The organism is Nonomuraea sp. NPDC049750 (assembly GCF_040659625.1).
Classification (GTDB): Bacteria; Actinomycetota; Actinomycetes; order Streptosporangiales; family Streptosporangiaceae; genus Nonomuraea.
On sequence record NZ_JBFANB010000023.1, the window covers coordinates 134,408 to 161,189 of the forward strand.

Here is a 26,782-nt window from a genome sequence, read left to right on the forward strand (position 1 = left end):
CTCTCGGGGGTTGAGCAGGGGGTCGAGCAAATAGCAAAAAGAGCAAAGGGTATCCCGAGGTCAGGCCGACTCCCGGCGCACCAGGTGGGTGTCGAGGATGACCACGGGCTGGCGGAGCGCCTCGCCGTTGATCCGCGCGACCAGCAGCCGCGCCATCTGGCGGCCCATCTCCTCGGCAGGCTGGTGCACGGTGGTCAGCGGCGGGTCGGCGTGCAAGGCGACCTTGGAGTCGTCGAACCCGACCACCGCCACATCACCCGGGATGGCCCGGCCCTCGAGCTTGAGCACCCGCATCGCCCCCACCGCCAGCGGGTCCGATGCGGCGAACACGGCGTCGAGCTCCGGCTCTTCGGCCAGCAGCTCGCGCATCGCCGCCGCGCCGCTCTCCTCGGAGAAGTCGCTGCCGTAGGCGACCAGCTCCCGCGCTCCCAAGGTGAGCAGCGCGTCGTGGTAGCCGGCCAGCCGGTCGACGCCCACGCCCATGTCCTGCGGCCCGGCGATCGTGGCGATGCGCCGCCTGCCGAGACCCAGCAGGTGCTTGACCGCCTGCCGGGCGCCGGCCCGGTTGTCCATGTCGACGTAGCTGTAAGGGGTGAGGCCGACCGGGCGGCCGCCCAGCACGGTCGGCACGCCCATCGCCTCCAGCCGGCCGGGCAGCGGGTCGGCGCCGTGCAGCGACAGGAGCAGCACGCCGTCGACGTGCTGCCCCGTCAGGTAGTGCTCCAGGCGTTCGTGCTCCTCCTGCGACTGGGCCATGGCCAGGATCAGCTGGAGGCCCGTCTCGGCCAGCGCCGAGCCGATGCCCCTGATGGTCCCGGCGAAGTAGGGCTCGTCGAAGACGCGCAGCTCGGACTCCGACACCACCAGCGCCACCGTGTCGGTGCGCCGGGTGACCAGCGCCCGCGCCGCGCGGTTGGGGACGTAGCCCAGCTCCTGGATGGCCCGTTGCACGGCGTCGCGGGCCTTCTCGCTCACGTTGGGTGAGCCGTTGATGACTCTGGACACCGTGCCACGGCCTACTCCGGCCAGAGCAGCGACTGCCTCAAGAGTCGGTCGGTTCATGACGCCTATTCTGCCGGATGATCTCCGAGTACCAGATAGCGCTGTCCTTGAGCACGCGCCGCTGGCTCTCGAAGTCCACGTGCACGAGGCCGAAACGCTTGCCGTAGCCCCATGCCCACTCGAAATTATCCATCAGTGACCAGGCGAAATAGCCCTCCAGCGGCACCCCGGCGTCGATCGCGTCGCGGCAGGCGCGCAGGTGGTCCTCGAAGTAGGCCACCCGCTCGGAGTCGTGCACCCGGCCGTGCTCCAGGACGTCCTCGAAGGCCGCGCCGTTCTCGGAGACGACCATCGGGATCGCCGGGTAGTCCCGCGCCACCCTGGTCAGCACCTCCACCAGGCCGCCCCGGTCGATCTCCCAGCCCATCGCGGTGACCGGCCGGCCGCCGTCGACGAACGACACGTGCTCGCTGCCCACCCATGGCGAGGCGGAATCCGTGGGCGCCGCCGCCGCCGAGGCCCTGCCGCCTGGTGCTCCCGAAACCGTGAAGCGGCTGTAGTAGTTGACGAGCAGCACGTCGATCGGCGCCTTGATGGTCGCCAGGTCACCGTCCCTGATGAAGCCCAGGTCCATCCCGAGGTCGTCGAGGACGTCCTGCGGGTAGCGGCCGGTCATCAGCGCGTCGAGGAAGAACCTGTTCTGCAGCCCGTCGATGCGCCGCGCCGCGTCCTGGTCCGCCTCGCTGTCCGTGGCCGGGGTGATCGCGTAGAGGTTCACGCAGCCGCCGACCCGCCTCGCGCCCATCGCCTGTACGGAAAGGCCGTGCGCGAGGTTGAGATGGTGCGCGCCCCTGATCGCGTTCTCCGGCTCGCGACGGCCCGGGGCGTGCTCGCCCGAGGCGTAGCCGAGGAACGCGGTGCACCATGGCTCGTTGACGGTGCTGAAGGTATGTACGTGGTCCTTCAGCGCTTCGTGCACGGTCGCCGCGTAGTCGGCGAAGCAGTAGGCCGTGTCGCGGTTGGGCCAGCCACCCCTGTCCTCCAGCGCCTGGGGCAGGTCCCAGTGGTAGAGGGTCAGCCAGGGGTCGATGCCGTGCTGCCGCAGCTCGTCGGTGAGCCGCTTGTAGAAGTCGAGACCCTTCTGGTTGACCTTGCCGGACCCGTCGGGCTGGATCCGGGGCCAGGAGACGGAGAAGCGGTAGGCGGTCAGGCCCAGCTCCGCCATGATCTGGGCGTCTTCCCGGTATCGGTGGTAGTGGTCGATGGCCACGTCCGCGTGGTCCCCGTTGAGCACGCGGCCCGGGGTCTTGGTGAAGGTGTCCCAGATGGACACGCCGCGCCCGTCCTCGGCGACCGCGCCTTCGATCTGGTACGCCGAGGTGGCCGCGCCGAACGCGAATCCCGTGGGGAACTGCAGCCCGGCACGCGTCTGTTCCTCTTGTGTCGTCACGCCTTGACCGCACCTTCCATGAGTCCGCCGACGATCTGGCGGCCGAATGCGACGAATACCGCGATGAGCGGAATGATGGACAGCGCCGTTCCCGCGAAGATCAATGTGTAGTTGGTGGAGAACCTGGCGTTCAGCGAGGTGATCGCGATCTGCACCGTCGGATTGTCCGGAGTGAGGACGATCAGCGGCCACATGAAGTCATTCCACATCAGCATGAACGTGTTGATCCCGAGCACCGCCATGCCCGGCCGTACGGCCGGCAGCACGACGTTCCACCAGATCCGCAGGGTGGCCGCGCCGTCGACCCTGGCCGCCTCGACCAGTTCCATCGGCACCGCCTGGCGGGTGTACTGGGTCATCAGGAACACGCCGAACCCGTTGAGCAGGTACGGCAGGATGACCGCCTTGAGGGTGCCCGTCCACTCCAGGCTCACCATCAGCCGGTAGAGCGGCACCACGCCCATCTGCTGCAGCGGCACCGCCATCGTCAGCAGTACGGCCAGGAGCAGCACGTTCCTGCCCTTGAACGACAGATTGGCGAAGGAGAAGCCGGCCAGCGTCGAGATGATGACCACCGAGACGGTGACCACGCTCGCCACGATGAAGGAGTTGGTCAGGCCGAGCAGGAAGTGGGCGTCCTCGTTGTTGAGCACGGCGACGATGTTCTGGCCGAGGTTTCCGCCGGGCAGGAACGGCGGCGGCACCGCGACCGCGTCGGCGTTGGTCCGCGAGGCGATGACCAGCATCCAGTACAGCGGGAAGGCGGACAGCACGATGGCCAGCGCCAGCATGACCCGGGTGATGAGGGTCGGCGACCAGTTGGTCATTTGGTGCCCCCGATCCTGCGGACGAACAGGAAGTTGATCAGCGCGCCGATGAGGATGAGCAGGAACAGCAGCCAGGCCGCCGCGGCGGCGTACCCGTAGTCGAACTCGCGGAAGCCCTGCTTGACGACGAACATCGCGACCGTCTGGAACTGGCCCTGTGACCCGCCGTCGACGTTGCCGTTGTAGAACGTCGTCGGCTCGGAGAACAGCGTGAGCCCGCCGATCGTGGAGTTGAGCACCACGAAGATCATGGTCGGGCGGAGCATCGGCAGGGTGATCTGCCAGAACTGCCGCCGCCGCGAGGCCCCGTCGATGGCCGCGGCCTCGTACAGGTCGCGCGGGATCGTCTGCATGCCGGCCAGGAAGATGATCGCGTTGTAGCCGGTCCAGCGCCAGTCGACCATGGTGGCGATGGCCAGCCACGACGGGACCCGCTCGGCCCGCCAGTTGATGGCGTCCACGCCGAACCAGCTGAGGATCCAGTTGACCAGGCCCCAGTCGCGGGCGAAGAGCTGGGTGAACACGACCGCCACCGCGACCACCGAGGTCACCAGCGGCAGCAGCACGCTCATCCGGATCGCCAGGCGCAGCCGGAACCGCTTGTTCAGCGCGTTGGCCAGGAACAACGCCAGCAGCAACTGCGGGATGGTGGCCAGCAGGAACATGCCGACCGTGTTGACCACGGCGTTCCAGAAGTCCTCATCGGCCAGCAGCTTGGCGTAGTTGCCGAGCCCGGTCCACTTCGTGGTCCCGGCCAGGTCGTAGTCGTAGAGCGAGTAGTAGAGGGTGAACGCCAGCGGGAAGAGCCCGAAGGCGGCGAACAGGATGAAGTACGGGGACACCAGCGTGTACGGCATCACCTTGACGTCCAGTCTGGAACGCCAGCGACGGCCGGGCGGAAGGTGCTGGCTGCGCCGCACCGCCCGCGGAAGGGTGTCGATACTCATGAGAAGAGACCTTTCGGCGGCAGTAGCCCGGCCCGCTCATGGCGGGCCGGGCGGGGAAGATCAGCCCGCGGCCTTCACCGCGTCGTCGACCAACTGCTGCCAGGCCTTGCCGTAGGGCACCGAGCCGTCGTCCATGCCCTGGATCACCGACTCGATGGCGTTCTTGACCTGGGCGTGCTTCACGCCGAGGAAGACCGGCTGGAGGCTCGACGCCGACTTGGCGAAGATCTCGCCGATGGGGGCGTTGTTGAAGAACTCGTTCTTCGCGCTCTGCACGGCCGGGTCCTGCTGCGCCGCCGTGTTGCTCGGCATGTTGCCGAAGTCGGTGAAGATGCTCGCCTCGGTCTGCGCCTGGGTCAGGTAGTCGGCCACCGCGGCGGCTTCCTTCGGGTGCTTGCTCTGCTTCGGCACGGACAGCCAGGAGCCGCCCCAGTTGCCGCCGCCGCCGGGTACCGCGGCCACGTCCCACTTGCCCTTGCCGCCGTCGCCGGCGTTGCCGCTGACCACGCCGAGCATCCACGACGGGCAGCCGACCGTGGCGAACGCGCCCTTCTGGGTGCCCGCCGCCCACTCGTCGGTGAAGTTACGCAGCTTGGCGGTCAGGCCCTGCTGGCTCATCTTCGTGGCGAAGTCGAAGCCCGCCTTCACCGCCGGGTTCTTGTCGACGATGAGGTTGTTGTCCTTGTCGAAATAGGTGACGTTGCCGTTCTTGGCCGCCTCCTGGTAGAGAACCACCTGGTAGAGGGTGTTCGTGCCGTCGGCGAACTTGGTGTCCTTCACCTTCGCCTGGAACTGCTGGCCGACCTTCATGAAGGCATCCCAATCGGGCCACAGGGCGCTGACCTTGTCGCGCTCGGAGGGCAGCCCGGCCTTCTTGAACAGATCCGAGCGGTAGCAGATGCTCATGCCGCCGATGTCGGTGCCCAGGCCGAACAGCTTGCCGTCGGCGGTGAGGCCGTTCTCCCACTTCCAGGCGGGGAAGTCCGCCTTGCGGGCGTCCAGGCCGAATTCCTTCAGGTCCGCCCACCACTCCGGGTGCGCCTTGGCCAGGCCCATGCCACCTTCGTCGATGCCGACCACGTCGCCCGCGCCGTTGCCCGCCTGCAGCCACTGGATCATCTGCGGCCAGTACTGCTGCTCGAACTGGTCGGTCAGGTGCTCTTCCTTGATCTGGATGTCCTTGTGCTCGGCGTTCCACTTCGTGATGGCGTTCTTGTAGCCGAAGTTCGAGCCGCCGCCGAAAGTCTGCACCCGGATCGTGACCGGCTCGGCGGCCGCCGAGGACGCGGGTGCGTTACTGGCCGCCGGAGTGCCGCCGGAGCCGCAGGATGCGACGGTCAGGGCCGCCGCCGCCAGGGCGGAAGCCGCGGCGAGACCGCCGCGACGCTTGCGGTTCAACATGGTGGACCCCTTCTCGGGTGAATGGGTGGGGAGGTGCACCGCGACACACGCTCCGGGCCGCGGTGGGAAATCCTTGGGAGCGCTCCCACAAAGGGTGCACTTATGGCCTGTGCCCGTCAATGCGCTGAAACGCAACCGTTACCAATGGTGCGATTTCTCGTTCTGAAAGGGGATTTTTGGTTACTTACGCCGCAAAGAGCCGTTTGGGAGCGCTCCCATCACAAGGGACTCGTTTGTGTTTGCTTCCTGGGCATGTCGCCCACACACTGCGGGCTTTTCTCGTGGTCACGCCCGTGGTCACGAGCGCGGTCGGGCTCGCGGTCGCGCCTGTCGTGGCGTTTGGCTGTGGCGTCCGTACGGCGCGTTGCGGCGACCAGCGGACGACAGGGATCAGCGGACGACAGGGATCAGCGGACGACAGGGATCAGCGGGCGACAGGGATCAGCAGGCGGCGGCGCGCTCTCGCAGCAGGGTGCGCTCGCGGGCGTTGCGGGTCATGGCCGCCGCCCGTTCGAACTCGGCGCGGGCCTCACCCTGTCGTCCCAGCTTGACCAGGAGATCTCCGCGTACGCTCGGCAGCAGGTGGTAGCCCTTCAGCGCCGGTTCGTCGACCAGCTGGTCCACCAGCTCCAGCCCGACAGCCGGACCGTACGCCATGGCGAGCGCGACCGCCCGGTTGAGCTCGACGACCGGCGACCGCGACATCCGTGCCAGCGCCTCGTAGAGGGTGGCGATGGCCCGCCAGTCGGTCTCCTCAGGGGTGAGCGCCCTGGCGTGACAGGCGGCGATAGCGGCCTGCAGCACGTACGGGCCCAGCTCGTCGCCGAGATCCTCGGCCCGCTGGAGCGCGTCCAGGCCACGGCGGATGAGCAGGCGGTCCCAGCGGCCCCGGTTCTGCTCCAGCAGCAGGATCGGCTCGCCGGACGGGCCCACCCGGGCGGCCGCGCGCGAGGCCTGGATCTCCATCAACGCGACCAGGCCGTGCACCTCTGGCTCCTTGGGCATCAGCCCGGCCAGCACCCGGCCGAGCCGCAGCGCGTCCTCGCAGAGTCCGGGCCGCATCCAGTCGTCACCGGCCGTGGCCGAGTAGCCCTCGTTGAAGATCAGGTAGATGACCTCCAGGACCGACGACAGGCGTCCGGCCAGCTCCTCACCCTGCGGCACCTCGAACGGCACCTGCTTGTCGGCCAGCGTCCGCTTGGCGCGTACGATCCGCTGCGCCACCGTCGGCTCCGGGACCAGGAACGCCCTGGCGATCTCGTCGGTGCTCAGCCCGCCGAGCACCCGCAGCGTGAGCGCTACCCGGGCCTCCGTGGACAGCACCGGATGACACGCCGTGAACACCAGCCGCAGCAGGTCGTCCTCGATCTCGTCAGTGCCGGGCAGCTCCTCGTCGGCGCCTGGTTCGTCCGACAGCTCGCGGCCCATCTCGGCCAGCTTGCGCGCGTAGCGTTCCTGACGGCGCAGCAGGTCGATGGCGCGGCGCTTGGAGACGGTCATGAGCCAGGCGCCGGGATTGCCCGGCACCCCCGACTCCGGCCACTGCTCCAGCGCCGCGACCAGGGCGTCCTGGGCCAGCTCTTCGGCCAGGCCGAGGTCGTGCACCAGCCCGGTCAGGCCGGCGATGAGCCGCGCCGCCTCCATCCGCCAGACCGTCTCGATCGCCCGATGCGTATCGGAAGCCATCACCTGGCCATAAGACCAGCCCGCCCCAACTCCCGCAAGCCGACCCGGGGCCCTGGGGTGAGAGACCGGTCCGCCCCGACCCCGGCCTGGGGGGCCGGTCCGCTCCGACCCCGGTCGGGGCGATCGTGACAAGGTCCTGTCGCGGTGCGTCGCCCGGCGGGCGAGCCGGTCGCGGAGCCGGGCCGCCATGCCGGGGCCGGGGGCCTCGTTCCAGGCGAGCCGGGTCCGTAAGCGGGGGCCGGGTCCTCGAGCGGGGAGCTGGGTCCATAAGCAGGGAGCTGGGCTCGCGGACGGGCAGTCGGCTTCTATCGTTCGGTGGAACCCGTCAGGCGCTCCCGCAATGCCGCCTCGCGTTCGGCCGCCTCCGGGGTCATCGACTCGTCCGGCAGGTCGGCGGCGTCGAACACCTGCCAGACATCCAGCCCGACCCCCTCATGCCCACCGGGAACCGGCACTCGCAGGGCCCATTCGATGGCCTCTTCCCGGGACTTGACCTGGATCAGCCAGAACCCGGCGATGAGCTCCTTGGCCTCGGCGAACGGCCCGTCGAGCACCGTCGCCTTGCCATCCTTGGTGTAGGCGATCTGCGCACCGTGGGAGCTGGGGTACAGCCCTTCGGCGGCCAGCAGCACCCCCGCCTTGGCCAGGCTCTCGTTGTAGGCGCCCATCGCGTCGACGAGCTCCTGGCTGGGCAGTTCGCCGGCCTCGGTCGCCTCGTTCGCCTTTCCTACGATCATGAACTTCACGATCCGCCTCCTTCACTCTCACGAACGCGTCGAACGGTCAGGCCCCGAAACGACACGTGAGCAGAAATTCTTCACCAGGAGACGTCGCAGCGGTCACCGACACCGCGAACCAAGACCGGCGCTTTCAGCCCTCTGGCGGCTTCGGGCCTGCGGCGGAAAGGACAGGGGGTCTACGTTCCAAGTGAGGACCCGGACAGCTTCCTGGCCATGATCCGGGCTTGGGAACCGCCGTAGTCCGATTCGACTCCACGAAAAAGAGATCGTCGAGCTCGACCGCCGGACCGGTGAGGTGGTCGGCGTCTGGAACTGGCGGGGCCAACACATGACCGCATTCGACGGCATCCTCCTCGTGGACGGCGCACAACAGTGCTGGCATGGTGATGCGGTTGCTGCTGGAGCCCTTGCCCGCGTCGTGTCCGGCACCGGGCGCCCCGCGACCGCAGGGACTGCGCGGCCTGCTGGCCGGGCCCGCAGGAGGCGGCCGACGCCGTGCGGCAACTCGACGATTTCGAAGAGCGCATGCGGCGGGCAGCCACGCAGGCGATCGTGCGGGAGGCGTATCACCAGACGGTGGGCGAGCAGGAGGACGAGCAGCGCAGGCCCACCGCGTCCGCCCAAGCGTGGAGAGCCACCTGGCCGCGCCGCTGGCCCAAGACACCGTGAAGATATCGGGCCGGTTACCGATCACTGCCGCCGGTCGACGCCCGGTTTAGCCGGGGGTTCCGCCAGCCGCTCCGGCCGGGTCCAACCGGCCCAGCCACGCTCGCGCATCAGGTCCAGCATCCGCGGGTTGGACTCGGCGGCAAGTGCGTCGATAAGGTCAAATGCTAGATCGTCGTACCCCATCTTGCCGGAGGTGTACGCCTGCTCGGCCAGGCCGGCCAGGATGTCGGCGGCTTCCTCGAGACGCAGGTCGTCGCCTGCGCCGCTTTCCAAGATCTCCGACAGGACCCGATAGAGCCGAACGATTTGGGGGTCATCGAGCTGCGTGAGTTTCCACGGCATAACCTCGCGGATGTGATCGGGCCAGCGAGCCGCAACCAGGATCCACCCGTCCCGCTCAGCCTCCACCATCCGTTCTGACGCCCCGATCTCCCGAAGCCGATCGAGATAGGAGGTCACCTCTGCCGGGAGCGCCAGACGGTCCCCGGCACCGAGCTGCGCGATCTGCTTGCGGCTGGTCTCAAGCCGTTCGATCTCCTCGCGCAGGTAGCTGTCGATTTTTTGGACCGCTTCGGCAAAGGTCGATGCGTCGGCTTCGAGCATCTGACCGATTTGAGACAGTGGCACGTCGGCATTGGCGAGGGTGCGGATCTTGATGAGGGACACGGCTGCCGTCGCGCCGTACCGCCGGTAACCCGAGGCATCCCGCTCCGGCTCGGGCAGTAGCCCGATCTGGTGATAGTGCCGCACCGCCCGCACTGTGACGCCGGCATACGCCGCCAGTTGACCGATCGTCAGCATGTTTTGATCCTGCCCTCAACTCGCCCAGACCCGGTCGACGCCGGCTCAGGAGATCCTGCAACGGTAGGAGATGTAGGCAACGATGCGGATGCCGACGCACCAAGCGAGGCTGGAGTTCCACGCGCGGGCTGTCTCAACCAAGGCAGGTCCGGACGGCCTTGGCCAGGTTCGACGCCCGCGGGTCGTCGGGCCGGAAGTTCCAGAGGTTCGTGACGTAGCCGAAACCGACACCGGCATCGGGGTCGCCGAGGGCGATCGATCCGCCGGAGCCCGGGTGGCCGAACGACCCTGGCCCGACCATCGGCGCCGGAGGGCATGCTCGCCAGAACCCCAGGGACATGTAGAAGGAGCGGTCGGCCGGGATGTCCAGGCCCGGCGGCAGTCCGTACATCCGCGTCTTGTCAGTCTGGACGGCTGTCATCCTCTCGACCGTTGACCGATCGAGCAGCCGCACTCCGTCGACGTCGCTGACCGTGGCGGCGTACATCCGCGCCAGCGAGTGCGCGTCCGCGAGCATGTTCGCGGCCGGGAACTCCGCCGCGCGCCAGGCACGCGTCAACACATACTCCCCGGACGCGTTGTCCAAGGCGCCGCCGAGCTCGCCGGCGCGCATCTGGATCGAACCCGGACTCCACATCGATTCGACCCATGCGGTGACCGTCTCCGCATCGAGCCCGGTCGTCGCGATCATCCCGGCGTGCAGCTCCTCCACGCTGAACGGAGCGGCGTAGTGGAGCCGGGCCACCCGTTCCTCGTGTTCCTGGGGCAGCCCGATCCAGGCGCTCAGCCCGAGCGGGGCGGCCACCTCCTCGGCGAAGAACGTGCCCAGGGACTTGCCGCAGATCCGGCGCACGACCTCCCCGACCAGAAACCCGAACGTGACGGCGTGGTAGACGTGCTCGGTGCCCGGCTGCCACAGCGGCTTCTGCGCCTCGATCGCACGGATGACCGGATGCCACGCGCACGCCTGCTCGAACGTCAGCGGTCCGTCGACGAGCGGCAGACCGGCCTGGTGCGACAGCAGCCAGCGCACTTTGATCTGTTCCTTGCCGTTGGCGCCGAACTCCGGCCAGTACTGGGCCACCGGAGCGTCCAGATCCAGCTCACCACGCTGTGCCAGCAGATGGGCACAGATCGCGGTAGCGCCCTTCGTCGTGGATGCGACGTGGACGATGGTGTTTTTGCGCCACGGTCGGTTCGCTTCGCGATCGGCGAGCCCGCCCCACAGGTTGGCGACAGGGCGGCCGCCCACGTATACGCTGCACGCCGCGCCGACCTCGCCGGGGGCCTCGAAGTTCGCGCGGAACGCGTCAGCGAGCTTTCCCCAGCCTTCCTCTACACCGTGCTCGAGATCGTCATCACCACCGCCGCTCACGGAGGCGTTGTCGCGGCCCTGATCGGCTGTCATTGGGATATCCATTCTCTCGTTACGGTTTGTCGCCCGGGAACCGCCATCGATGGCGTTGGTCAGCCGCTCCCCTCGGACTGATCCGCTGACCCTCCGGGTGGTTCCGAAGCGACTCCTCGGCGAGCTCCACAGGGTCCTCCCCGGACGACTTCGCGGATCGGGTTCCGTTCACCGCGCTCTGCTGTAGCGCGCGCGGCCTCGGAGGGGTGCTCCAGCACCCTCCCGGGGCCCGTCCAATCGGACCCGATGGCTTGTTGGAGGGCTGCTCATGACAGCCAGCATGGAGGGCTGACGCAGCGTCAAGGTCAAGCCCACAGGGCAGATTCGATTCGTCTGCGTACGCCGATCGTCCCCAGGCGATCTTGACGATCATTCGGTGACAACGGCTGTTTGCCCTGGTTGAGCGCGCCGTTGTCGCCCCACGTGTGTGCGACACCATGGTTGGAGTCGATCTGCAGGATCGGCTGTGTCATTCGGTGGTCGCCATGGGGGCAGCGCGGGTAGTCGGGATCTTGTGCCCAGCTCGGCCAGCCGCCGAGTTTGTCGCCCTGGCGGTTGAGTGTGAATACGACCTCGCGTTCGTCGGGGAGCAGCGCCGGCTCGTCGGCCTCGCGATAGGGATAGTCCTTGGCCGCGCGGCCCCAGCCGATGATCGGCCGTACCGGGAGCACACGTGCTCCTTCCGGTTCCTTCACGGGGGTGACCGCGCCGGCCGGGTCGACGATCCGCACCAGATCACCGCTGGAGAACGGGTGGTAAGGGTTGCACGTTGTGCAGGGGAACAATTGCAGCAGGCCCAGGCCGAAGGCTTCCCGTGCGGCTTTCGGTGTGCGGGAAAGGTCGATCTGGACGAAGAATGTGAGCGGTGCCTCGCACGAGCGGTGGTGCCTTATAGTAGTTTTCGGCGAGTCGCAGTCGACACCGGCGGCGATCAGCCGTGGCACAACCTCCGGAACGTCGAAGGTGATGCACTGCCCCAGGGCGAGCGCCAGCTTGTGATCCTCGATCCCGCCATACTCGACGATCGCCCCGGCGACCGAGCCGCCTGATCAGGGTTGAGTTCTTCGGGCCCCACGACCTTGGCGCCGCGTTCTCGCAGCTGACGAATGATGGTCGCATCGCCGAGGTCTTCCGCGATGTCGAGCGGGCGGTGCAATGTCGGTGTCACCACGTTGACGTCAGCGCCAGCGGCGAGCAGAAGCTGCAAGTTCTCCACAGCACCGGCCCTGGCGCGGCCCACAACGGGAGCGGTTGCCGGTCGCGGCCGGCGAGGCGCCGGCGGGGAGCAGTACCCGGACGAAGGCGGCGGCGCCGCGGCGTCGTGCGGCGTACTCAAGCCCGACATCGAGATCCCACCGGCGGACGGTGAGATAACACGCACTCCAGCAGGTCAAGACGTTCGCTCTGCGCCGCCATCTGCAGCACGTCACCGGCGCTGTCCGGCTGTTGTTCCAGGTGAGTCGTGAGCGCCGCAACGTCACCGTGCTCGAAGAGCTCATAGAGGTTCATGGGCCATGGAACGTACTGCCTGCCACGGACATCGAATTTCCGGCCAAGTGAGGCGTCGCCACGGCTACCAGGCCGGTTCGGCGAAGTAGCGGTACGCCGACGTGGGCAGCGTCACCGGCACGCAGCCCTCCTCAATCACCTCGAACGAGCAGCTGCTCACGCTTGCGCAAAGATCGAGAAATTTCCGGATTGCTGTGGGGATCTCTTGAAAAGAGGGGCACAGTCGGGCGATCATGAACGCCCATGACGAAAAAGATCATTTCCAGCGTCGCCGGCATTGTTATCGGGGCCACCGCCCTCATCGGCGGCACCGCCTCCCAGGCGGCCGCGGTGAGCGGCTGCTCGAAGACCGCGAGCAGCGACCACTCCGTGAGCGTCAAGTGCACCAGCGGGCTTGAGACCTATTTCCGGGTCTACGGGTACTTCTGTTCCACCTCGTCCTGCTCCTACATCCCGGGCAGCCTGGTCTCCATAGGCAGCACGAGCAAGGCCACCAGCGGCGCCTACTACAGCGGCAGGTGGAAGGTGAAGGGCTGCTACGTGACCGACGGCTGCTGAGGCACCCGCCGACACGCCCGTCGTGTCGCCGCCGAGCGCTAGGTCTTCTGTCTCGGCCTGCGGCAGGACAACGACTTCGAGGAAGAGGAGTACGCGGCGCGGATCGTCGACGCCCTTCCCTCCCGACTTGTGGGATCCAACGCCGATCTCCCCGCGAAGCCGTGGCGTCGCGGGGAGGTCGGCCGGGGGCCCGGCCTTGCGTCAGATGTGCTCGGCGGGGTTCGCCGGGAGGTAGAAGTTCCAGCTGCCGTGCCCCTCGTGGGCGCCGCCTGCGGGGCAGTGCCCGTTGTCGGGGCGGCCATTCCACCAAAGGGTGTAGCACTTGTTACAGAAGCGCCAGTTGTCCTGCTGTGTCGTCGGTGACATGTCCCCTCCTCCAGTATCGAGAACCGGCTCGCTGTCCGGCCACCGTCAGTGTCTGAGGTGATCGCAGGATCGTGACATCCCCAAACTTGGGGGGTTGCGGTCTGATGGGCAGATAAGGCGGCCATGCGCTGTTCAGCCCAACGTGGTGGGCTTTTCGGCAGCCGGTACGGGAGCGTGAGACGCCGACGAGCGCGCGTCCAGAAGGACGCGCGCTCGTCGGCAGGAGAGCCCTCGGTCAGGAAGTCGTCAGGCGCCGTAGCTCGGGTAGCCGTAGCCGACCACCTGGGACGTCGGCCGGACGCGCTGCTGGACGCTGCCGTTGCCGGTGTTGCCCTCGATCGTGGAGATCGTGCCGTCGTGGTTGTCCTTGACGACGAAACCGACGTGCTCGATGTCGTCCAGGCTCTTGCTGCCGCCCCACGAGAAGAACACCACGGCGCCCGGCTTCGGGGTCGTGCCCCAGTGGTTGTTGTGGGCGAACCACTTCGCGTGCTCGACCGTGTAGGCGTCCCAGCCGATCATGCTGCGCGCGCCGGACTGCTCGCCGACCCACGAGACGAACATCGAGCACCAGGCGGCGTTCAGGTAGTCCGCCCGGGTGCCGCCGTCGCGCCTGAGGGTCTCCAGGGCGCGCGGGGAGTTCATGTACCACTTCTGGAACTTGGTGCCGCCACCGTAGGCGTTCTCAGTGGTGCCGACCTGGGCCTTGGCCAGCGCCAACACCCGCGAGACCGTGGCCTTGGCCTTGATCTCGCTCTCCGGGTGGCTCTTCGCGGCGGCGTGTGCCGGGGCCACGGCGGCGTGGGCGGTGGCGGTGTCCGCGTGGGCGGCGGACTGGCCGGCGAGTGCGGCGGCCGCGACGCTCACGCCGAGGACGGCGTGAGCAAAGGTCGACTTGGTGGCGCGAAAAAGATGGGACTTCGCCATCGAGGGGGTAACTCCTTGCTTCCATGCCGCTTACCGGGTTAGCTGACGGGTTCGGACGTGGAAGCTGTCCTACGGCACGTGACGTGCCGATACACCCCAAAGGACGGTGGGTCCCCGGTTCCGCGCGAGGCGGATTCAGCGGTCACAGGACGGTCCTGTGATGCCTTTGTGCGATGGTCTGGCAACGAACGGACAAACCGGACGTATGCCTCATATGACCACAAAGGTAATGCAAGAGGCAAGGGTCTTACAAATAGATGAATCGCCAGCTAAGAGAGCTGCTCCCTCGCGTCGGCCAGAAGCCCCATCATGGCAAGGCTTTCGTCAAGTGGCATGATCGCGGATTCGGTCCTGCCTTCGGCCATGGCGTCCCGTACCTCGCGCACCTCGCCGGCGTACCCGTTGTCCGCCGGATCGAGCTCGAGCTCCTCCGTCTCCATCGACGGCCCGCTCAGCACGACCCGCTCCGGCGCCCAGAACGGCGCCTTGATGTGGGCGCGCATGTCGGTGCCCACCACGAGGGCGTCGTTCGCGTACGGGCCCAGCAGCGAGCACTCCACCAGAGCCCGCCTGCCCCCCGGATAGACCAGCACCCCGCCCGCCTCCGCGTCCACCCCTGAAGGCGCCAGCGAGCCCGTGACGTGCATCCGTGAGGGCATCCCGAGCAGCAGCTGCGCCAGCCCGAACGAGTAGACGCCCAGGTCGAGCAGCGCCCCGCCGCCCAGCTCCGGCGCCCACAGCCGGTGCGCGGGATCGTAGGGAGCCTTGAAGCCGAACGACGCCTGGACCGAGCGGATCTCCCCGAACCGGGGATCGCCGGCCACCCGCTGGATGAGCGGATTGAACCGGGTCCACATGGCTTCCATCAGAAACACCCCGGCATCGCGGGCGAGCTGGACCATCCGCTCGGCGTCGGCGACGGACGCGGCGAGCGGCTTCTCGCACAACACCGCCTTGCCCGCCGCGATCGCCGCCTCGGCGACCTCCAGGTGCTGGGCGTGCGGGGTCGCCACGTAGACCGCGTCGACGCCGGGGTCGGCGCACAGCTCCGCGTACGAGCCGTACGCCGACTCGGCGCCCAGTTCCGAGGCCAGCGCCCGCGCGCGGCCGAGGTCGCGCGAACCGACGGCGGCCACCCGCATCCCCGGCTCAGCGGCGATGACCGCCCCGACCTTTGCGGCGATGACACCCGTGGCCGCGATACCCCATGAGAGATCCTTCATGAGGAAAGATCGTAGGGAATCACCCCATCCAGGCGAAAGTGTCCGGGTTGGGGCCGATGCGGCCGTTCTCCTGGTTCAGCGCGCCGATGGCCGCCATGTCCTCGGTGTCGAGGACGAAGTCGAACACCTCGAAGTTCTCTTTGATCCGCGCCGGCGTGACCGATTTGGGGATCACCACGTTGCCGAGCTGGATGTGCCAGCGCAGCACGATCTGCGCGGGCGTCCTGGCGTGCTTCTCCGACAGCACGGCGAGCGCCGGGTCGCCGAGCAGGCCCTTGCCCTGCCCCAGCGGGCTCCACGCCTCCGTGAGGATGCCGTTGTCCTCGTGGAACTGCCGCATCTGCCGTTGCTGGAAGTGCGGGTGCAGCTCGATCTGATTGATGGCCGGAGTGATGTCCGCCTCGTCGATCACCCGGGTGAGCGTCTCAGGGGTGAAATTGGACACACCGATCGCCTTCGCCCGGCCTTGACGGTAGATCTTCTCCAGGCCGCGCCACGCCTGGAGGTACTTGTCCTGCGACGGCACCGGCCAGTGGATCAGGTACAGGTCCACGTAGTCGAGCCCGAGCCGGGACAGGCTCTCGTCGAACGCCTCCTCCGCCCGCTCGTGGTCGTTGTTGAAGAGCTTGGTGGTGACGAACAGCTTCTCGCGCGGGATCCCCGAGGCGCGTACGGCCCGGCCGACGCCCTCCTCGTTCCCGTACGCGCTGGCGGTGTCGATGTGGCGGTAACCGGCCTCCAGAGCGGCCGTCACGACCTGTTCGGCCTCGTCGTCCGGCACCTGCCAGACGCCGAACCCGAGCTGCGGCACCTGCACGCCGTCGCTGTTGAGTAGTAGGGAGTTCATCTGAATGGTGGCGCGGAGACCCGGTCCTTCGGGGCCGGGAGGAAGCGCCACTCCTCCTTTCGAAAACAGTGTGGAAAGGCTTGGTCACGTTCGGTAATGTCTGCGGTGGGTGGGGCTGCTGTGACAGGAGGTGCGCGATGGCGATCCGCCGCTCCACCGCCAAACGACACGGCCTGCCCACGATCGTGCAACTGCGGCTCACGCCCACTCCGGCCCAGGCGGAGGCGCTGGCGGCGGCGGTGCTGTTGTGTAATAAGGCGGCCACTGTTGTCTCCCGCCTGGCCTGGCAGCACCGCACGTTCGCGGTGGTGGAGTTGCATCGGCTGGCCTACTACGAGGTGCGCGGGCAGGTGGCCGGGCTGGGTGCGCAAGCGGCTGTGCGGGCGATCGCCCGGGTGGCCGGCGCCTATGCCAACCGGCGCGCCAGCAAGAAACGCGCCCACATCTTCCGCCCGCACGGCGCCGTCCCCTACGACGCCCGGCTGATGAGCTTCAACCGTGACGCCCGCACCGTGTCGCTGTGGACCCCCACCGGCCGCGTCACCGCCCCCTACACCGGCCGCCCAGAAGACCTCAAAGCCATCGACACGCTGCCGCTCGGCGAGGCCGACCTGGTCTGCCGACGCGGCGTGTGGCTGCTGCAGGTCGCGCTCACCCTGCCCCGACCGGCGGTGCGTGAGCCGGTTCACGGATTTGTGGGGGTGGATCAAGGGGTGGCGAACCTTGCGGTCACCTCCGACGGTGCGGTGCTGCCCGGACCGGCGCTGCCGGGGCCGGTCGGTGGCAACGGCCACGTCCGAACCCTGCGGGAGCGGCGGCACCGGCAACGCCGCCGGTTGCAGAAGAAGGGCACGTCGGCGGCGCGGCGGGTGCTGCGCCGTCTGTCCGGTCGTGAGCATCGGATGATGACCGACCTCAACCACCAGATCAGCAAGCATGTGGTGCGTGAAGCCGAACGCACCGGTCGCGGGGTCGCCTTGGAGGATCTGCAGGGTATCCGCGGGCGGGTAAGGGCTCACCGGTTCCAGCGGCGCACCCTGCACAGCTGGGCCTTCGCCCAGCAGACCACGTTCACCCGCTACAAGGCCGCCCGGACGGGGGTCGCCTTCGTGCTGGTCGACCCCGCCTACACCTCGCAGGCGTGTCCGAACTGCGGGAACATCAGCAGGGCGAACCGACCGGCGCGGGGCCGGTTCGTCTGCACCAGGTGTGGCCTCGCTGGGCACGCCGACCACATCGCGGCCCGCAACATCGCCACACGCGGCGCTGCGGGCTGGGCTGCCATCAACCAGCCACACGCTACCGGCCTCCCTTCAACCAGACGGGACCGTGAGAGCAAACCACCAGCTTCAACCAGTGGTAGTTGATGGGTTCCATTGTTCATGTCCCGTTTCTGGCGGCTTAAGGCGGCCGGGCTAGCTTGAAGCGGTCGTGATCGGGCTATCACCCCGCGGGGGTAACAGAGTGGGCAAACAGGCGTCGGCCTGGGTGGAGTCCCCGCTTCAGATGCTGTGCGCCATAGAGGCGCACCGCGCTGGGCTGCTGGGGCCTGCCACGGTCGTCGTGCCGCGTGCCGGGCTGCGAGCGCTCAAGGCCACCCGCCGGGAGCTGTCCGGCCTGGCGCTGCCCGAGGGGCTGGAGCTGGCCGAGCCGCGCGAGCGCATGCCGCGCTCCCCGCACGCCGTCGGCGACGCCTTCTCCGGCCGGGTTCAGCTGCGCTGGCTCGTCTCCCATCCGGGCCGCATCGTGATCGTCGATGACGGGCTGGCCACGCTCCGGTTGCTGTCTCTGCTAGCCGAAGGGCCGTACAAACCGCTGTTGCGGGCGCGCGCCCACCCGGGAAAGCTGCGCGCGGCCCTGGGGCTGGCGGCGGCGATCAGGCTGCGCGCGAGCCGGGTGTCGGTCTTCACCGCGCTGCCGGTGACCGACGAGCTGGCGGCGGCCGTCCGCGCGGCGGGCGTCGACCTGGTCCGCCACGACTTCGGCTGGCTGCGCGAGCAGCCGCTGAACGGGCCAGGACCGGCCGAGCGGACCGTCGTGCTCGGCACCTCCCTGGTCAGGAACGGACTGGTCCATCGCGACCGCTACCTGAGCTGGCTGATGGAGCGGGCCGCCGAGGAGCCGCTCGCCTACTTCCCGCATCGCCGCGAGGACCCCGCCGACGTGGCGGTCATCCGCGAGCGGCCCGAGATCACCGTGCACGACGCCGGCGTGCCGGCCGAGCTGACACTGCGCGGCCTCGACCCCGCCCAGCGGGTGCTCAGCCTGCCGTCCACCGCGATCACCTCGCTGCGCGTGCTGCTCGGCCCGCGCGGCGTCGCGGTCGAGGCGGTGGACGTGCCGGACGACTGGTGGACCAGCAGGGCGGCCCCCGACCTGCGTTCCCATCTGACCGGAGTCGCCGGATGATCGGCTTATCTCGCCGCTGATGGGAGTCGCCGGGTGACCGGCTCATCCCGCGGCTGATCGGAGTGGCCGGGTGACCGGCTTACTCCGTACATGACTGGAACGGCCGGTTAAGACGGGCGTTCAACCCATACGACTGGGCGTTTGCCCGTATTGACTGGAGTGACCACTTGAGAGTGCTGGCCGTGGCCGACTCCGACTCATACCTGAAGTGGGCGGCCTGCCTGCTCGACGACCTGCCACCCGGCTGCGAGACGGACCTCGCGGTGGTGCGCACGCCGATCGCGCCCTCGCCCGAGCAGATCGCCGCCGCCGTGGGCGGGCGTCCCGCGCCGCCGCTGATGCCGGCGCGGGCGGTGCGGCGTCTGGCCGAGCGGACCCGGCCGGACGCGATCATCGTGGCCTGTACGGGGCCGGTCGTGGACGTGCTGGTGGCCGAGGTGTTCGCCGGGCTGCGGCCGCGGCCGGTGTTCGTGGCAGGGCTACCAGGCATCTCGGTGCCCGCGACGGAGAAGGCGTGGCTGTTCCGCAGCGGGTGCGATCTGTTCGTGGTGCACAGCGAGCGGGAAGTGGCCGAGTTCGGCGGGATCGCCGCCCAGCTCGGCGGGGGAGGGGCGGTCGGGCTGGCCCGGCTGCCGTTCCTGCGCCCGCGGGCCGTGCGCGGCGGCGGGAACCGGGTGGTGTTCGCCACCCAGGCCAAGGTGCCGCGTGAGCGCGAGGATCGCGAACGCATCCTGCTGTCCCTGGCCGAGCTGGCCGCCCGCCGCCCGGACCTGGACGTGGTGGTGAAGCTGCGCGCCCTGGAGGACGAGCGGCAGACGCACAACGAGCGCTTCCACTACCAGCGGCTCTGGCGCGAGCTCGGCGAGCCGGGGCGGGTGGCGTTCGAGGCGGGCTCGATGCACGACCAGCTGGCCCAGGCGGCCGGGTTCGTGACCGTCAGCTCGACGGCGGCGCTGGAGGCCATCGCGCAGGACGTGCCGCTGCTGGTGCTGAGCGACTTCGGCGTGAGCGCGGAGATGATCAACCTGGTGTTCGAGGACAGCGGGCTGCTCGGCACGCTCGACGAGCTGGCCGGTGGCGGCTTCCGCGCCGCCGACGCCGGGTGGTGCGCGGCCAACTACTTCCACCCGGTGGAGCGCAACGACTGGGCCGGGCTGCTGGGCGGCCTGGTGGCCGGTGGCCCGCGGGTTCCGGCCAGGTCGCTGCTCGACGGGCCGGAGCACGCCGCCGCCCGCCGCCGGGCCAGGATGCGCCTGGACGTGCCGCCCACCATGCTGCGCGTCGGCTACCGGGCCAAGCGGCGGATGCGCCGGTATCTGCGGGCGCTGTCCTGAAGCCGCTGCCTAGGAACCGAAGCCGCTGCCCAGGAAAACCGTGAAAAGCCGTTGCCCCCGGAGGATGTCTCCGGGGGCGCCGTCCGTTCAGATCGCTGAGCGGATCTTGCGGCGCAGCCGCGTCAGCGCCGTGGGCTTGGCCGTCAGCCCGAGCGTCTCCAGGCGCTTGCGCTTGAAGTAGCGCGGGTCGAAGTCGAAGTCCACCGGCCGCAGCTCCGGGTAGGTCTCGGCCTGCATGCAGTAACCCACGGCCCGTACCAGCTCCCGCAGGTAGCCGCGCGGCGCCGGCTCGATGGTGCCGTCCGCCGACATGCGGGGCAGCAGCGCGTCGACGATCGTGACGGGCATCCGGTTGCTGTTCTCGTACGGGGCCAGCCGCTCCAGCACCAGATCGGTCCCGTACGAGGCCACCGGCAGCCCGAAGTAGCGCCCGGCCGTGATCAGGCCGGTCGAGAAGCAGCCCACGACCAGCTCGGGCCGCAGCGCCGAGAAGCACACCTCGGCCGGGACGCTCTCCCCGGCGACCAGCAACCGCACGTCCAGCGGCTCGGCGGCGGCTCTGAGCAGCTGCGCGTGCCGGCGCCCGGCCGCCGGGTGCGGCTTGAACACGACGGTCGAGTAGCCCCGGGCGACCAGGCCGCGCAGCATCGTCTCGTGCAGCGCCGCCTCCTCCTCGGGCGTGACGATCTCCAGCGCGGACAGGTACTGCCCGAGGATCATCGCCTGCCCGGCCAGCATGTCCGGCGCGGTCGTCGCCACCTGCCGGACCACCGCCAGGAACGCCTCGTCCGGCAGGATCTGGGCCGGCACGCCGTACTCGCTGAGCAGGAGCGGCTCCAGTCCCGGCACGAGGTCCAGGTGCAGCAGGCGGGTGATGCGGCGGAAGATCTCGGCGGGCAGCGGGTCGCGGGTCGGGCCGTAGCTCATCAGGCCGTCGGAGTAGACGGTGATCGGGCAGTCGCGCACCAGCCCGGCGATCGTCCGGGCGGGCGGCACCGCGATCGACTCCAGCACCAGCTCGGCCGGGTCGTCGAGCCCCAGCTGGGCGCGGATCAGCCGCTCCATCATCGGTACCTCGATGACGCGGGCCTTCCAGTCCGACGGGTGCAGTGGCGCGATCAGGTCGTTCCACGAGTGGATCTCGTCGAAGCGGGAGCGCAGCACCGCGAAGCCCGGCGTCCGGTCGAGCGGGACGGTCACCTCGGGGATCGCCGCGTTGTTGGACACGATGAGGACCCGGCGTCCCTCGGCGAAGCGGCCCTCGTCGATCCCGGCCGCCAGCGACATCGCCCCGAACAGCGTCGAGGCGTAGAAGACGGTCGTCATGAGTCCTCCCGTTCGCGGCGCGGCCGCACGTGGGGGTTCGGGGGGAGGTCGGGCAGCAGCGTCCGCAGGGTGGCCTCGCGTTCCACGGACATCCGCGACACCACGTCCGCCACCAGGCCGGTGGGCAGCGTGCGCACCATCTCCGCGCCGCGCTCCTCGAACCGGGCGCGCAGTTGCGGGGTGAAGCGGTCGGCGATCTCCAGGTGGTGGGCGAGCAGCGCGCAGAAGTTCCGTACGGCCTTGGGCAGGAACTCCTCCTCGAGGTCCTTGAACACCAGCTCGAAGGCGTCGAAGAAGTGCAACTGCCGCTCGTCGCCCACCCGCGTGAGCGACCCCGACACCATCCGCCGGTAGAACACCCCGGCCAGGGAGACCACCGCGAACGAGGCCGCCTCCCTGTGCAGCCGCCAGATCCACGGCCGGTCCTCGGCGGTGTGCAGCGAGCCGGGGAAGTGCAGCAGGTCGTGCAGCGAGCGCCGGTAGATCCCGGCCCAGGCGTAGGGATAGTCGACCATGGTCCGCACGTTCGCGGGCAGGATCGCGTCCCGAGGGTTGAGCACCACGCCCCGCCGCGCCAGCGGAGCGCGGTGCACGACCCGCTTACGTTCCTCGACCTGTACGTGGTCGGCGCGGACGAAGTCACAGCCGAGCCCCTCGATGGCCTCGACGAGCCGGGCCAGGTAGCCGGGGGCGAGCCAGTCGTCGCCGTCCATGAACGTGACGTACCGGCCCGAGGCGGCCGCCAGCCCGGTGTTGCGCGCGTCGGCGAGCCCGACCGGCGCCGGATTGCGCAGGACGGACAGGCCGGGCAGGTCGGCGCGGAAGTCATCGGCGATGGCGCCGGTGGCGTCCACCGACCCGTCGTCCACGACGATGAACTCGAAGTCGCGCCGGGCGTTGCGGCAGAGCGAGGAGAGCGCGTCGGCGATGAAACGCTCGCCGTCACGCACGGGCACGATGACGGACAGAGTGGTCAAGATCGCGCTCAGACGGTGACGCGACGCAGGCGGGCCTTGGGGGCCTCCTCACCGGGGAAGACGCGCTTGACGCCGTCGCCCATCGCCTGCTCGATGATCCGGATGTCGCGCACCAGGTGCTCCAGACCCGACGGCTCCAGCGACGCGGCGTGGTCGGAGCCCCACATGGTCCGGTCGAGCGTGATGTGCCGCTCCACGCAGACCGCGCCGAGCGTCACCGCGGCCAGCGAGATCTGCAGGCCGCGCTCGTGCCCGGAGTAGCCGACGGGCACGCCGTAGCGCTCCTTGAGGGTGGTGATCGTGCGCAGGTTCGCCTCCTCCGGAGGGAGAGGGTAGGTGGAGGTGGCGTGCATCATGATCAGTTTGTCGGTGCCGAGGATCTCGACGGCCTGGTCGATCTCGGAGAGCGTGGACATGCCGGTCGACAGCATCAGCGGCTTGCCCGTCGCCGCGAGGGCGCGCAGCAGCTCGTGGTCGGCGACGCTGGCCGAGGCGATCTTGTGCGCCACGACGTCCATCTCTTCGAGGAAGTCGATGGAGGGCACGTCCCACGGCGAGGCGAACCAGTGCAGGCCGCGCTCGTCGCAGTACTTGGCGATCTGGCGATACTCGTCGTACCCGAACTCGGTCCGCTCCTTGTACTCCAGATAGGTCATCTCGCCCCAGGGCGTCTGCCTGATCTGCCCCTTCTGCGCCTCAGGCACGCAGATGGCCGGGGTGCGCTTCTGGAACTTCACCGCCTGGCAGCCCGCGTCGGCCGCCACGTCGATGAGCCGGCGGGCCAGGTCGAGGTCGCCGTTGTGGTTGATGCCGATCTCGCCGATGACGTAGACGGGCTCGCCGTCGCCGACCAGCACCTCGCCGACCGCCACCGGGCCGAACCTGGGCCGCTGCCTGACCTCGGGCGTGGGCTCCTCGGGCCGGGCCGCCACGACCCGGTCGCACAGCTCGCGTACGGCACCCTCGCCGCCCGGCTTGGACAGCACGACCCTGGCGGCCGCCCGGACCCGCGGGTGCGCGTCGGGCACCGCGATCGGCCAGCCCACCTCGGCCATCGGGCCCAGGTCGTTGACGTCGTTGCCCACGTAGGCGACGCGGGCCGGGTCAAGGCCCTCGATCGTCAGCCAGTCGCGCAGCACGACCCGCTTCTCGGCGATGCCCTGCAGCACGGGCACGCCCAGCTTGCGGGCGCGGGCGGCCACGACCGGGTTGTGCTCGGTCGACATGACCAGCACCTTCACCCCGGAGCGGCGCAGCAGCGCGATGCCCATCCCGTCGGAGCGGCTGACCAGCACCATCTCGCGGCCGTCGGAGTCGACATAGGCGCGGTCGTCGGTGTGCACGCCGTCGAAGTCGGTGATGACCGCGTCGACGTCGATCGGCTCGGGCAGGTCCACGAACGGGGCCAGCGCGCGGGCCAGCTCCAGGTCCTCGGGGTCGTCGATCTCGATCGCGTGCCGCACGGGCACCGGCTGCACGGCGATGGTGCCGAAGAAGCGGTGGCCGTGCTCGCGCAGTCCGGAGGCGCGCATGACGTAGAACGCGCCGTTCTCGCGGAACTGCGGCTCACGGTCCTGCCTGCGCGGCCTGAAGGCGGGATCGTGGTTGATCCCGGCGCCGGCCGGGGTCCAGAGGAACTCGTGCGTCGGCAGGCCCGACACGACCGCGTCGGCCTCGCCGTCGAGCACCTTGCGCACGGCCGCCGACAGGTCCTCGGAGTCGATGAACGCGCTGGTGCACTGCACGAGCACGACCACTTCCGGATCCTCGCCGAGCGTGTCGAGCGCGTGCAGGACCGCCGACTCGCTGGAGGCGGTCGAGCCGCTCAGCTCTTCCGGACGGTCCACGACGAGCGCGCCCGCCTCCTTGGCGGCCTCGGCGATTCCCGCGTGGTCGGTGCTGACCACCACCCGGTCGATCAGCTCGCTGCGCAGCGCGGCGCGGACGGCTCGGGTGACCAGGGGGATACCACCGACCGGCGCGAGGTTCTTCAGGGGAACACCCGCAGAACCGCCGCGGGCGGGAACAACGGCCAGGACTCGCAACGTGACTCCTCAGTGCTTACGGATTGCATCCCGAAGCTAGAGGCACGGATTGAACGAGCAGCATCCCCTTTATTAACTTTCCGGGGGGATCCGGTAGAGCAACTCTGGACGGCCCACTCCTCCGTACTGTGGCATCCGTACCGCGACCCCCAGCTCCACCAGGTGTTCCAGGTATCTGCGTGCCGTCACCCGGGAGACGCCGGCCGCCGACCCCACAGCCTGCGCCGACATCCCCGCGGGGCGCCCGCGCAGCTCGGCGACGACCACGTCGAGGGTGTCGCGGGCCATGCCTTTCGGCAGCTCGGAGCGGCCGCGCAGGGTGCCGAGCACCCGGTCCACGTCGCCCTGCCCGACGATCTCGCCGGCCTCCTCCTTGAACCGGGCGTAGCGGGTCAGCTTCTCGTGAAGTGTCGAGAAGGTGAACGGCTTGAGGAGGTACTGGGAAATGCCCAGGGACACCGCCGAGCGCACCATGGCCAGATCGCGCGCGGAGGTGACCGCGATCACGTCGCACAGCAGCCCGCCCGCCCGTACGGCCCGGCAGACCTCAAGCCCTGGCATGTCGGGCAGGTACAGGTCGAGCAGGATGAGATCGACCGGCGTGCGCCGCAGGAACCGCAGCGCCTCCCCGCCCGAGCGCACCACGCCCGCCACCTCGAAGCCCGGCACCCGGGCCACGTAGATGCGGTTGGCCTCGGCGGTGATCTCCTCGTCCTCCACCACCAGCACCGAGATCATCGGACCGACTCCGGTACGGGCTCGGGCACGGGCAGCCGCACCGTGAACACCGAGCCTTCCACCTCGATCGACCCGCCCAGCCGCCGCACCGCCTGCCCGACCAGCGCGAGGCCCAGGCCGTGCCCGTCGCCCTTGGTGGTCCAGCCCTTCCGGAACGCGTCCGGCGCGATCAGGCCGGGACCGTCGTCGGCCACCCTGATGAGGAAGCCGTCCGGCCCGGACCGCAGCAGCACTTCGACCCGCGTCGCCGCGTCGATCGCGTTGTCGATGAGGTTGCCGACGATCGTGACGAGCTCCCCGGCGTCCAGGCCGAGATCGTCCAGCTCGCTGTCCTCGCTGATCACCAGCTCGCCGCCGCGTTCGGCCGCCTCCGCGCTCTTGCCCAGCAGCAGCGCGGCCAGGACCGGCTCGCGTACCGCGCCCATCACCCGGTCCGTCAGGTGCTGCGCCGCGCGCAGCTCCGCGGTGCCGAACGCCACGGCCTGCTCGGTACGGCCCAGCTCCACCAGCGTGATGACCGTGTGCAGCTTGTTGGCCGACTCGTGGGCGGCCGACCTGAGCGACTCGGCGAACCCGCGCTCGGCGTCCAGCTGCCCGGCCAGTGCCTGCAGCTCGGTGTGATCCCGCACGGTCACCACCGTGCCCAGCCTGCTGGCCGCGCCGTTGACGGCCAGCACCCGGTCGCCGACCAGGTGCACCCGCTCCTCCTGGCCCGCGTCCAGCACTTCCGACAGGCCCAGCTCGTCCAGGTGCCGCCCTTCGGCGTCGGCGGGCAGGCCGAGCAGCTGCCGGGCGGCGTCGTTGCAGAGCGTCAGCGTGCCGTCCTTGCCGACCAGCAGTAGTCCCTCGCGTACGGCGTGCAGCACCGCGTCGTGGTGCTCGTGGATGCGGCCCAGCTCGGCCGGGCCGAGCCCGTGGGTCTGCCTGCGCAGCCGGGCGGTCACCAGCCAGGTGCCGGCGGCACCGAGAGCGAGCACGACCAGCGCGATGAGCCCGGTCCAGAAGAGCAGGCCGCGCAGCCTGGCGCTCACTCTCTCGACCTTGATGCCCGCGCTGACCAGCGCCCGCACCGGGCCGGTCGCGCCGTTCGCGCGGACCGGGGCGACCGCCCGCACGGACGGGCCGAGCGTGCCGGTGTAGGTCTCCGTGAACGTCTGCCCGCGCAGGGCCTGGTCGATGTGGCCGAGGAAGCGTTTGCCGATCTCCGCCGGGTTGGGGTGGGTGTAGCGGGTGCCGTCGGGCTTCATGATGGTGACGAAGTCGACGCCCGTCTGGGCACGCACCTGCTCGGCGAACGGCTGTAGGCGGCTGCTCGGCGACGGAGCGTCGAGCGCGGCCCGCACGTCGGGCGAGGCCGCCACCGTGGTGGCCGCCGCCCTGGCCTGGGCCGCCGCCTCGGCCGTGACGAGGTTGCCGGCCAGCACGGAGACGAGCGTGGCGGCGCTCACCAGGGTGAGGACGACAACGAACAGTTGCAGGGCCAGCATCTGGCCGGCCAGGGTCCATCGGCTCATGGGAATCTCTTCAGTGTACGAAACTTACGCAATGGTGACCTGCGTCACCACAGAGCGCATATTCGCATGGTTAGCAGT

Annotated in this window: 25 protein-coding genes and 1 riboswitch; of the genes, 5 read left to right on the plus strand and 20 right to left on the minus strand. The window is 69.4% G+C overall.

The window, feature by feature from the left end:
* Nucleotides 1-60: 60 nt before the first annotated feature.
* The 7 genes from AB0J16_RS42015 to AB0J16_RS42045 form a co-directional block, all read right to left on the minus strand.
* A complete protein-coding gene (locus AB0J16_RS42015; RefSeq protein WP_358550618.1) occupies nt 61-1,062 on the minus strand; it encodes a LacI family DNA-binding transcriptional regulator in 1,002 nt (333 codons plus the stop codon).
* Nucleotides 1,043-2,452 carry a GH1 family beta-glucosidase gene (locus AB0J16_RS42020; protein WP_358550620.1) on the minus strand — a complete coding sequence of 470 codons (1,410 nt, stop codon included), beginning with the start codon at nt 2,450-2,452 and terminating at the stop codon, nt 1,043-1,045. Before AB0J16_RS42020 ends, AB0J16_RS42015 begins: the two co-directional genes overlap by 20 nt.
* Nucleotides 2,449-3,279: a carbohydrate ABC transporter permease gene (locus AB0J16_RS42025; RefSeq protein WP_225295030.1), complete on the minus strand. Its 831-nt coding sequence runs from the start codon at nt 3,277-3,279 to the stop codon at nt 2,449-2,451. The genes AB0J16_RS42020 and AB0J16_RS42025 overlap by 4 nt, the downstream gene beginning before the upstream one ends.
* On the minus strand, nt 3,276-4,226 hold the full coding sequence (locus AB0J16_RS42030) for a sugar ABC transporter permease (RefSeq protein ID WP_358550621.1): 951 nt from the start codon (nt 4,224-4,226) through the stop codon (nt 3,276-3,278). The genes AB0J16_RS42025 and AB0J16_RS42030 overlap by 4 nt, the downstream gene beginning before the upstream one ends.
* Nucleotides 4,227-4,286: 60 nt before the next feature.
* Nucleotides 4,287-5,627 carry an extracellular solute-binding protein gene (locus AB0J16_RS42035; RefSeq protein WP_358550623.1) on the minus strand — a complete coding sequence of 447 codons (1,341 nt, stop codon included), beginning with the start codon at nt 5,625-5,627 and terminating at the stop codon, nt 4,287-4,289.
* 441 nt (nt 5,628-6,068) lie between these two features.
* On the minus strand, nt 6,069-7,313 hold the full coding sequence (locus AB0J16_RS42040; protein ID WP_358550625.1) for an RNA polymerase sigma factor: 1,245 nt from the start codon (nt 7,311-7,313) through the stop codon (nt 6,069-6,071).
* 305 nt (nt 7,314-7,618) lie between these two features.
* Nucleotides 7,619-8,050 (minus strand): YciI family protein, encoded by a 432-nt coding sequence (locus AB0J16_RS42045; protein WP_358550690.1) that lies wholly within the window; start codon nt 8,048-8,050, stop codon nt 7,619-7,621.
* Nucleotides 8,051-8,548: 498 nt separating this feature from the next.
* On the opposite strand from AB0J16_RS42045, the gene AB0J16_RS42050 reads away from it, so the two are divergent.
* Nucleotides 8,549-8,722 carry a hypothetical protein gene (locus tag AB0J16_RS42050; protein ID WP_358550627.1) on the plus strand — a complete coding sequence of 58 codons (174 nt, stop codon included), beginning with the start codon at nt 8,549-8,551 and terminating at the stop codon, nt 8,720-8,722.
* Between the two features lie 21 nt (nt 8,723-8,743).
* Here AB0J16_RS42050 and AB0J16_RS42055 read toward each other — a convergent pair whose 3' ends face one another.
* The 4 genes from AB0J16_RS42055 to AB0J16_RS42070 form a co-directional block, all read right to left on the minus strand.
* Nucleotides 8,744-9,523, minus strand: coding sequence for a MerR family transcriptional regulator (locus AB0J16_RS42055; RefSeq protein ID WP_358550629.1), 780 nt, complete (start codon nt 9,521-9,523; stop codon nt 8,744-8,746).
* A gap of 133 nt (nt 9,524-9,656) precedes the next feature.
* Nucleotides 9,657-10,931 (minus strand): serine hydrolase domain-containing protein, encoded by a 1,275-nt coding sequence (locus AB0J16_RS42060; protein ID WP_358550631.1) that lies wholly within the window; start codon nt 10,929-10,931, stop codon nt 9,657-9,659.
* A gap of 305 nt (nt 10,932-11,236) precedes the next feature.
* Complete coding sequence (locus tag AB0J16_RS42065) at nt 11,237-11,875, minus strand: DUF1963 domain-containing protein (RefSeq protein ID WP_358550633.1); 639 nt, start codon at nt 11,873-11,875, stop codon at nt 11,237-11,239.
* Between the two features lie 388 nt (nt 11,876-12,263).
* The gene (locus AB0J16_RS42070; protein WP_358550635.1) at nt 12,264-12,440 is read right to left on the minus strand and encodes a hypothetical protein; all 177 of its coding nucleotides are present in this window, start codon (nt 12,438-12,440) and stop codon (nt 12,264-12,266) included.
* 243 nt (nt 12,441-12,683) lie between these two features.
* On the opposite strand from AB0J16_RS42070, the gene AB0J16_RS42075 reads away from it, so the two are divergent.
* Nucleotides 12,684-12,998 carry a hypothetical protein gene (locus AB0J16_RS42075; protein WP_358550637.1) on the plus strand — a complete coding sequence of 105 codons (315 nt, stop codon included), beginning with the start codon at nt 12,684-12,686 and terminating at the stop codon, nt 12,996-12,998.
* A 201-nt stretch (nt 12,999-13,199) separates the two neighbouring features.
* On the opposite strand, the gene AB0J16_RS42080 is transcribed toward AB0J16_RS42075, so the two are convergent.
* The 4 genes from AB0J16_RS42080 to AB0J16_RS42095 form a co-directional block, all read right to left on the minus strand.
* Nucleotides 13,200-13,364, minus strand: a complete 165-nt coding sequence (locus AB0J16_RS42080) for a hypothetical protein (protein ID WP_214641500.1) — start codon at nt 13,362-13,364, stop codon at nt 13,200-13,202.
* Between the two features lie 246 nt (nt 13,365-13,610).
* Nucleotides 13,611-14,291: a CHAP domain-containing protein gene (locus AB0J16_RS42085; RefSeq protein ID WP_358550639.1), complete on the minus strand. Its 681-nt coding sequence runs from the start codon at nt 14,289-14,291 to the stop codon at nt 13,611-13,613.
* 12 nt (nt 14,292-14,303) lie between these two features.
* Nucleotides 14,304-14,442, minus strand: a riboswitch (cyclic di-AMP (ydaO/yuaA leader).
* Nucleotides 14,443-14,560: 118 nt separating this feature from the next.
* Nucleotides 14,561-15,514 carry a Gfo/Idh/MocA family oxidoreductase gene (locus AB0J16_RS42090; RefSeq protein WP_358550641.1) on the minus strand — a complete coding sequence of 318 codons (954 nt, stop codon included), beginning with the start codon at nt 15,512-15,514 and terminating at the stop codon, nt 14,561-14,563.
* Between the two features lie 19 nt (nt 15,515-15,533).
* The gene (locus AB0J16_RS42095; protein WP_358550643.1) at nt 15,534-16,361 is read right to left on the minus strand and encodes an aldo/keto reductase; all 828 of its coding nucleotides are present in this window, start codon (nt 16,359-16,361) and stop codon (nt 15,534-15,536) included.
* A 137-nt stretch (nt 16,362-16,498) separates the two neighbouring features.
* Between AB0J16_RS42095 and AB0J16_RS42100 the strand changes: the two genes are divergently transcribed.
* The 3 genes from AB0J16_RS42100 to AB0J16_RS42110 all read left to right on the plus strand — a co-directional run bounded on the left by AB0J16_RS42100 (nt 16,499) and on the right by AB0J16_RS42110 (nt 20,104).
* A complete protein-coding gene (locus AB0J16_RS42100; protein WP_358550645.1) occupies nt 16,499-17,728 on the plus strand; it encodes a transposase in 1,230 nt (409 codons plus the stop codon).
* Nucleotides 17,729-17,849: 121 nt separating this feature from the next.
* Nucleotides 17,850-18,770 carry a hypothetical protein gene (locus tag AB0J16_RS42105; RefSeq protein WP_358550647.1) on the plus strand — a complete coding sequence of 307 codons (921 nt, stop codon included), beginning with the start codon at nt 17,850-17,852 and terminating at the stop codon, nt 18,768-18,770.
* Between the two features lie 173 nt (nt 18,771-18,943).
* Nucleotides 18,944-20,104, plus strand: coding sequence for a DUF6716 putative glycosyltransferase (locus AB0J16_RS42110; protein ID WP_358550692.1), 1,161 nt, complete (start codon nt 18,944-18,946; stop codon nt 20,102-20,104).
* An 87-nt stretch (nt 20,105-20,191) separates the two neighbouring features.
* Here AB0J16_RS42110 and AB0J16_RS42115 read toward each other — a convergent pair whose 3' ends face one another.
* From AB0J16_RS42115 to AB0J16_RS42135, 5 genes are all read right to left on the minus strand, one after another.
* Nucleotides 20,192-21,430 (minus strand): alpha-2,8-polysialyltransferase family protein, encoded by a 1,239-nt coding sequence (locus AB0J16_RS42115; RefSeq protein ID WP_358550649.1) that lies wholly within the window; start codon nt 21,428-21,430, stop codon nt 20,192-20,194.
* Nucleotides 21,427-22,407, minus strand: a complete 981-nt coding sequence (locus tag AB0J16_RS42120; protein WP_358550651.1) for a glycosyltransferase family 2 protein — start codon at nt 22,405-22,407, stop codon at nt 21,427-21,429. The genes AB0J16_RS42115 and AB0J16_RS42120 overlap by 4 nt, the downstream gene beginning before the upstream one ends.
* A gap of 8 nt (nt 22,408-22,415) precedes the next feature.
* On the minus strand, nt 22,416-24,452 hold the full coding sequence (locus AB0J16_RS42125; protein ID WP_358550653.1) for an N-acetylneuraminate synthase family protein: 2,037 nt from the start codon (nt 24,450-24,452) through the stop codon (nt 22,416-22,418).
* Between the two features lie 72 nt (nt 24,453-24,524).
* Entirely contained in the window at nt 24,525-25,190 is a 666-nt protein-coding gene (locus tag AB0J16_RS42130) for a response regulator (protein WP_358550655.1), read from the minus strand.
* The gene (locus tag AB0J16_RS42135) at nt 25,187-26,704 is read right to left on the minus strand and encodes a sensor histidine kinase (RefSeq protein ID WP_358550657.1); all 1,518 of its coding nucleotides are present in this window, start codon (nt 26,702-26,704) and stop codon (nt 25,187-25,189) included. The genes AB0J16_RS42130 and AB0J16_RS42135 overlap by 4 nt, the downstream gene beginning before the upstream one ends.
* Nucleotides 26,705-26,782: the final 78 nt, after the last annotated feature.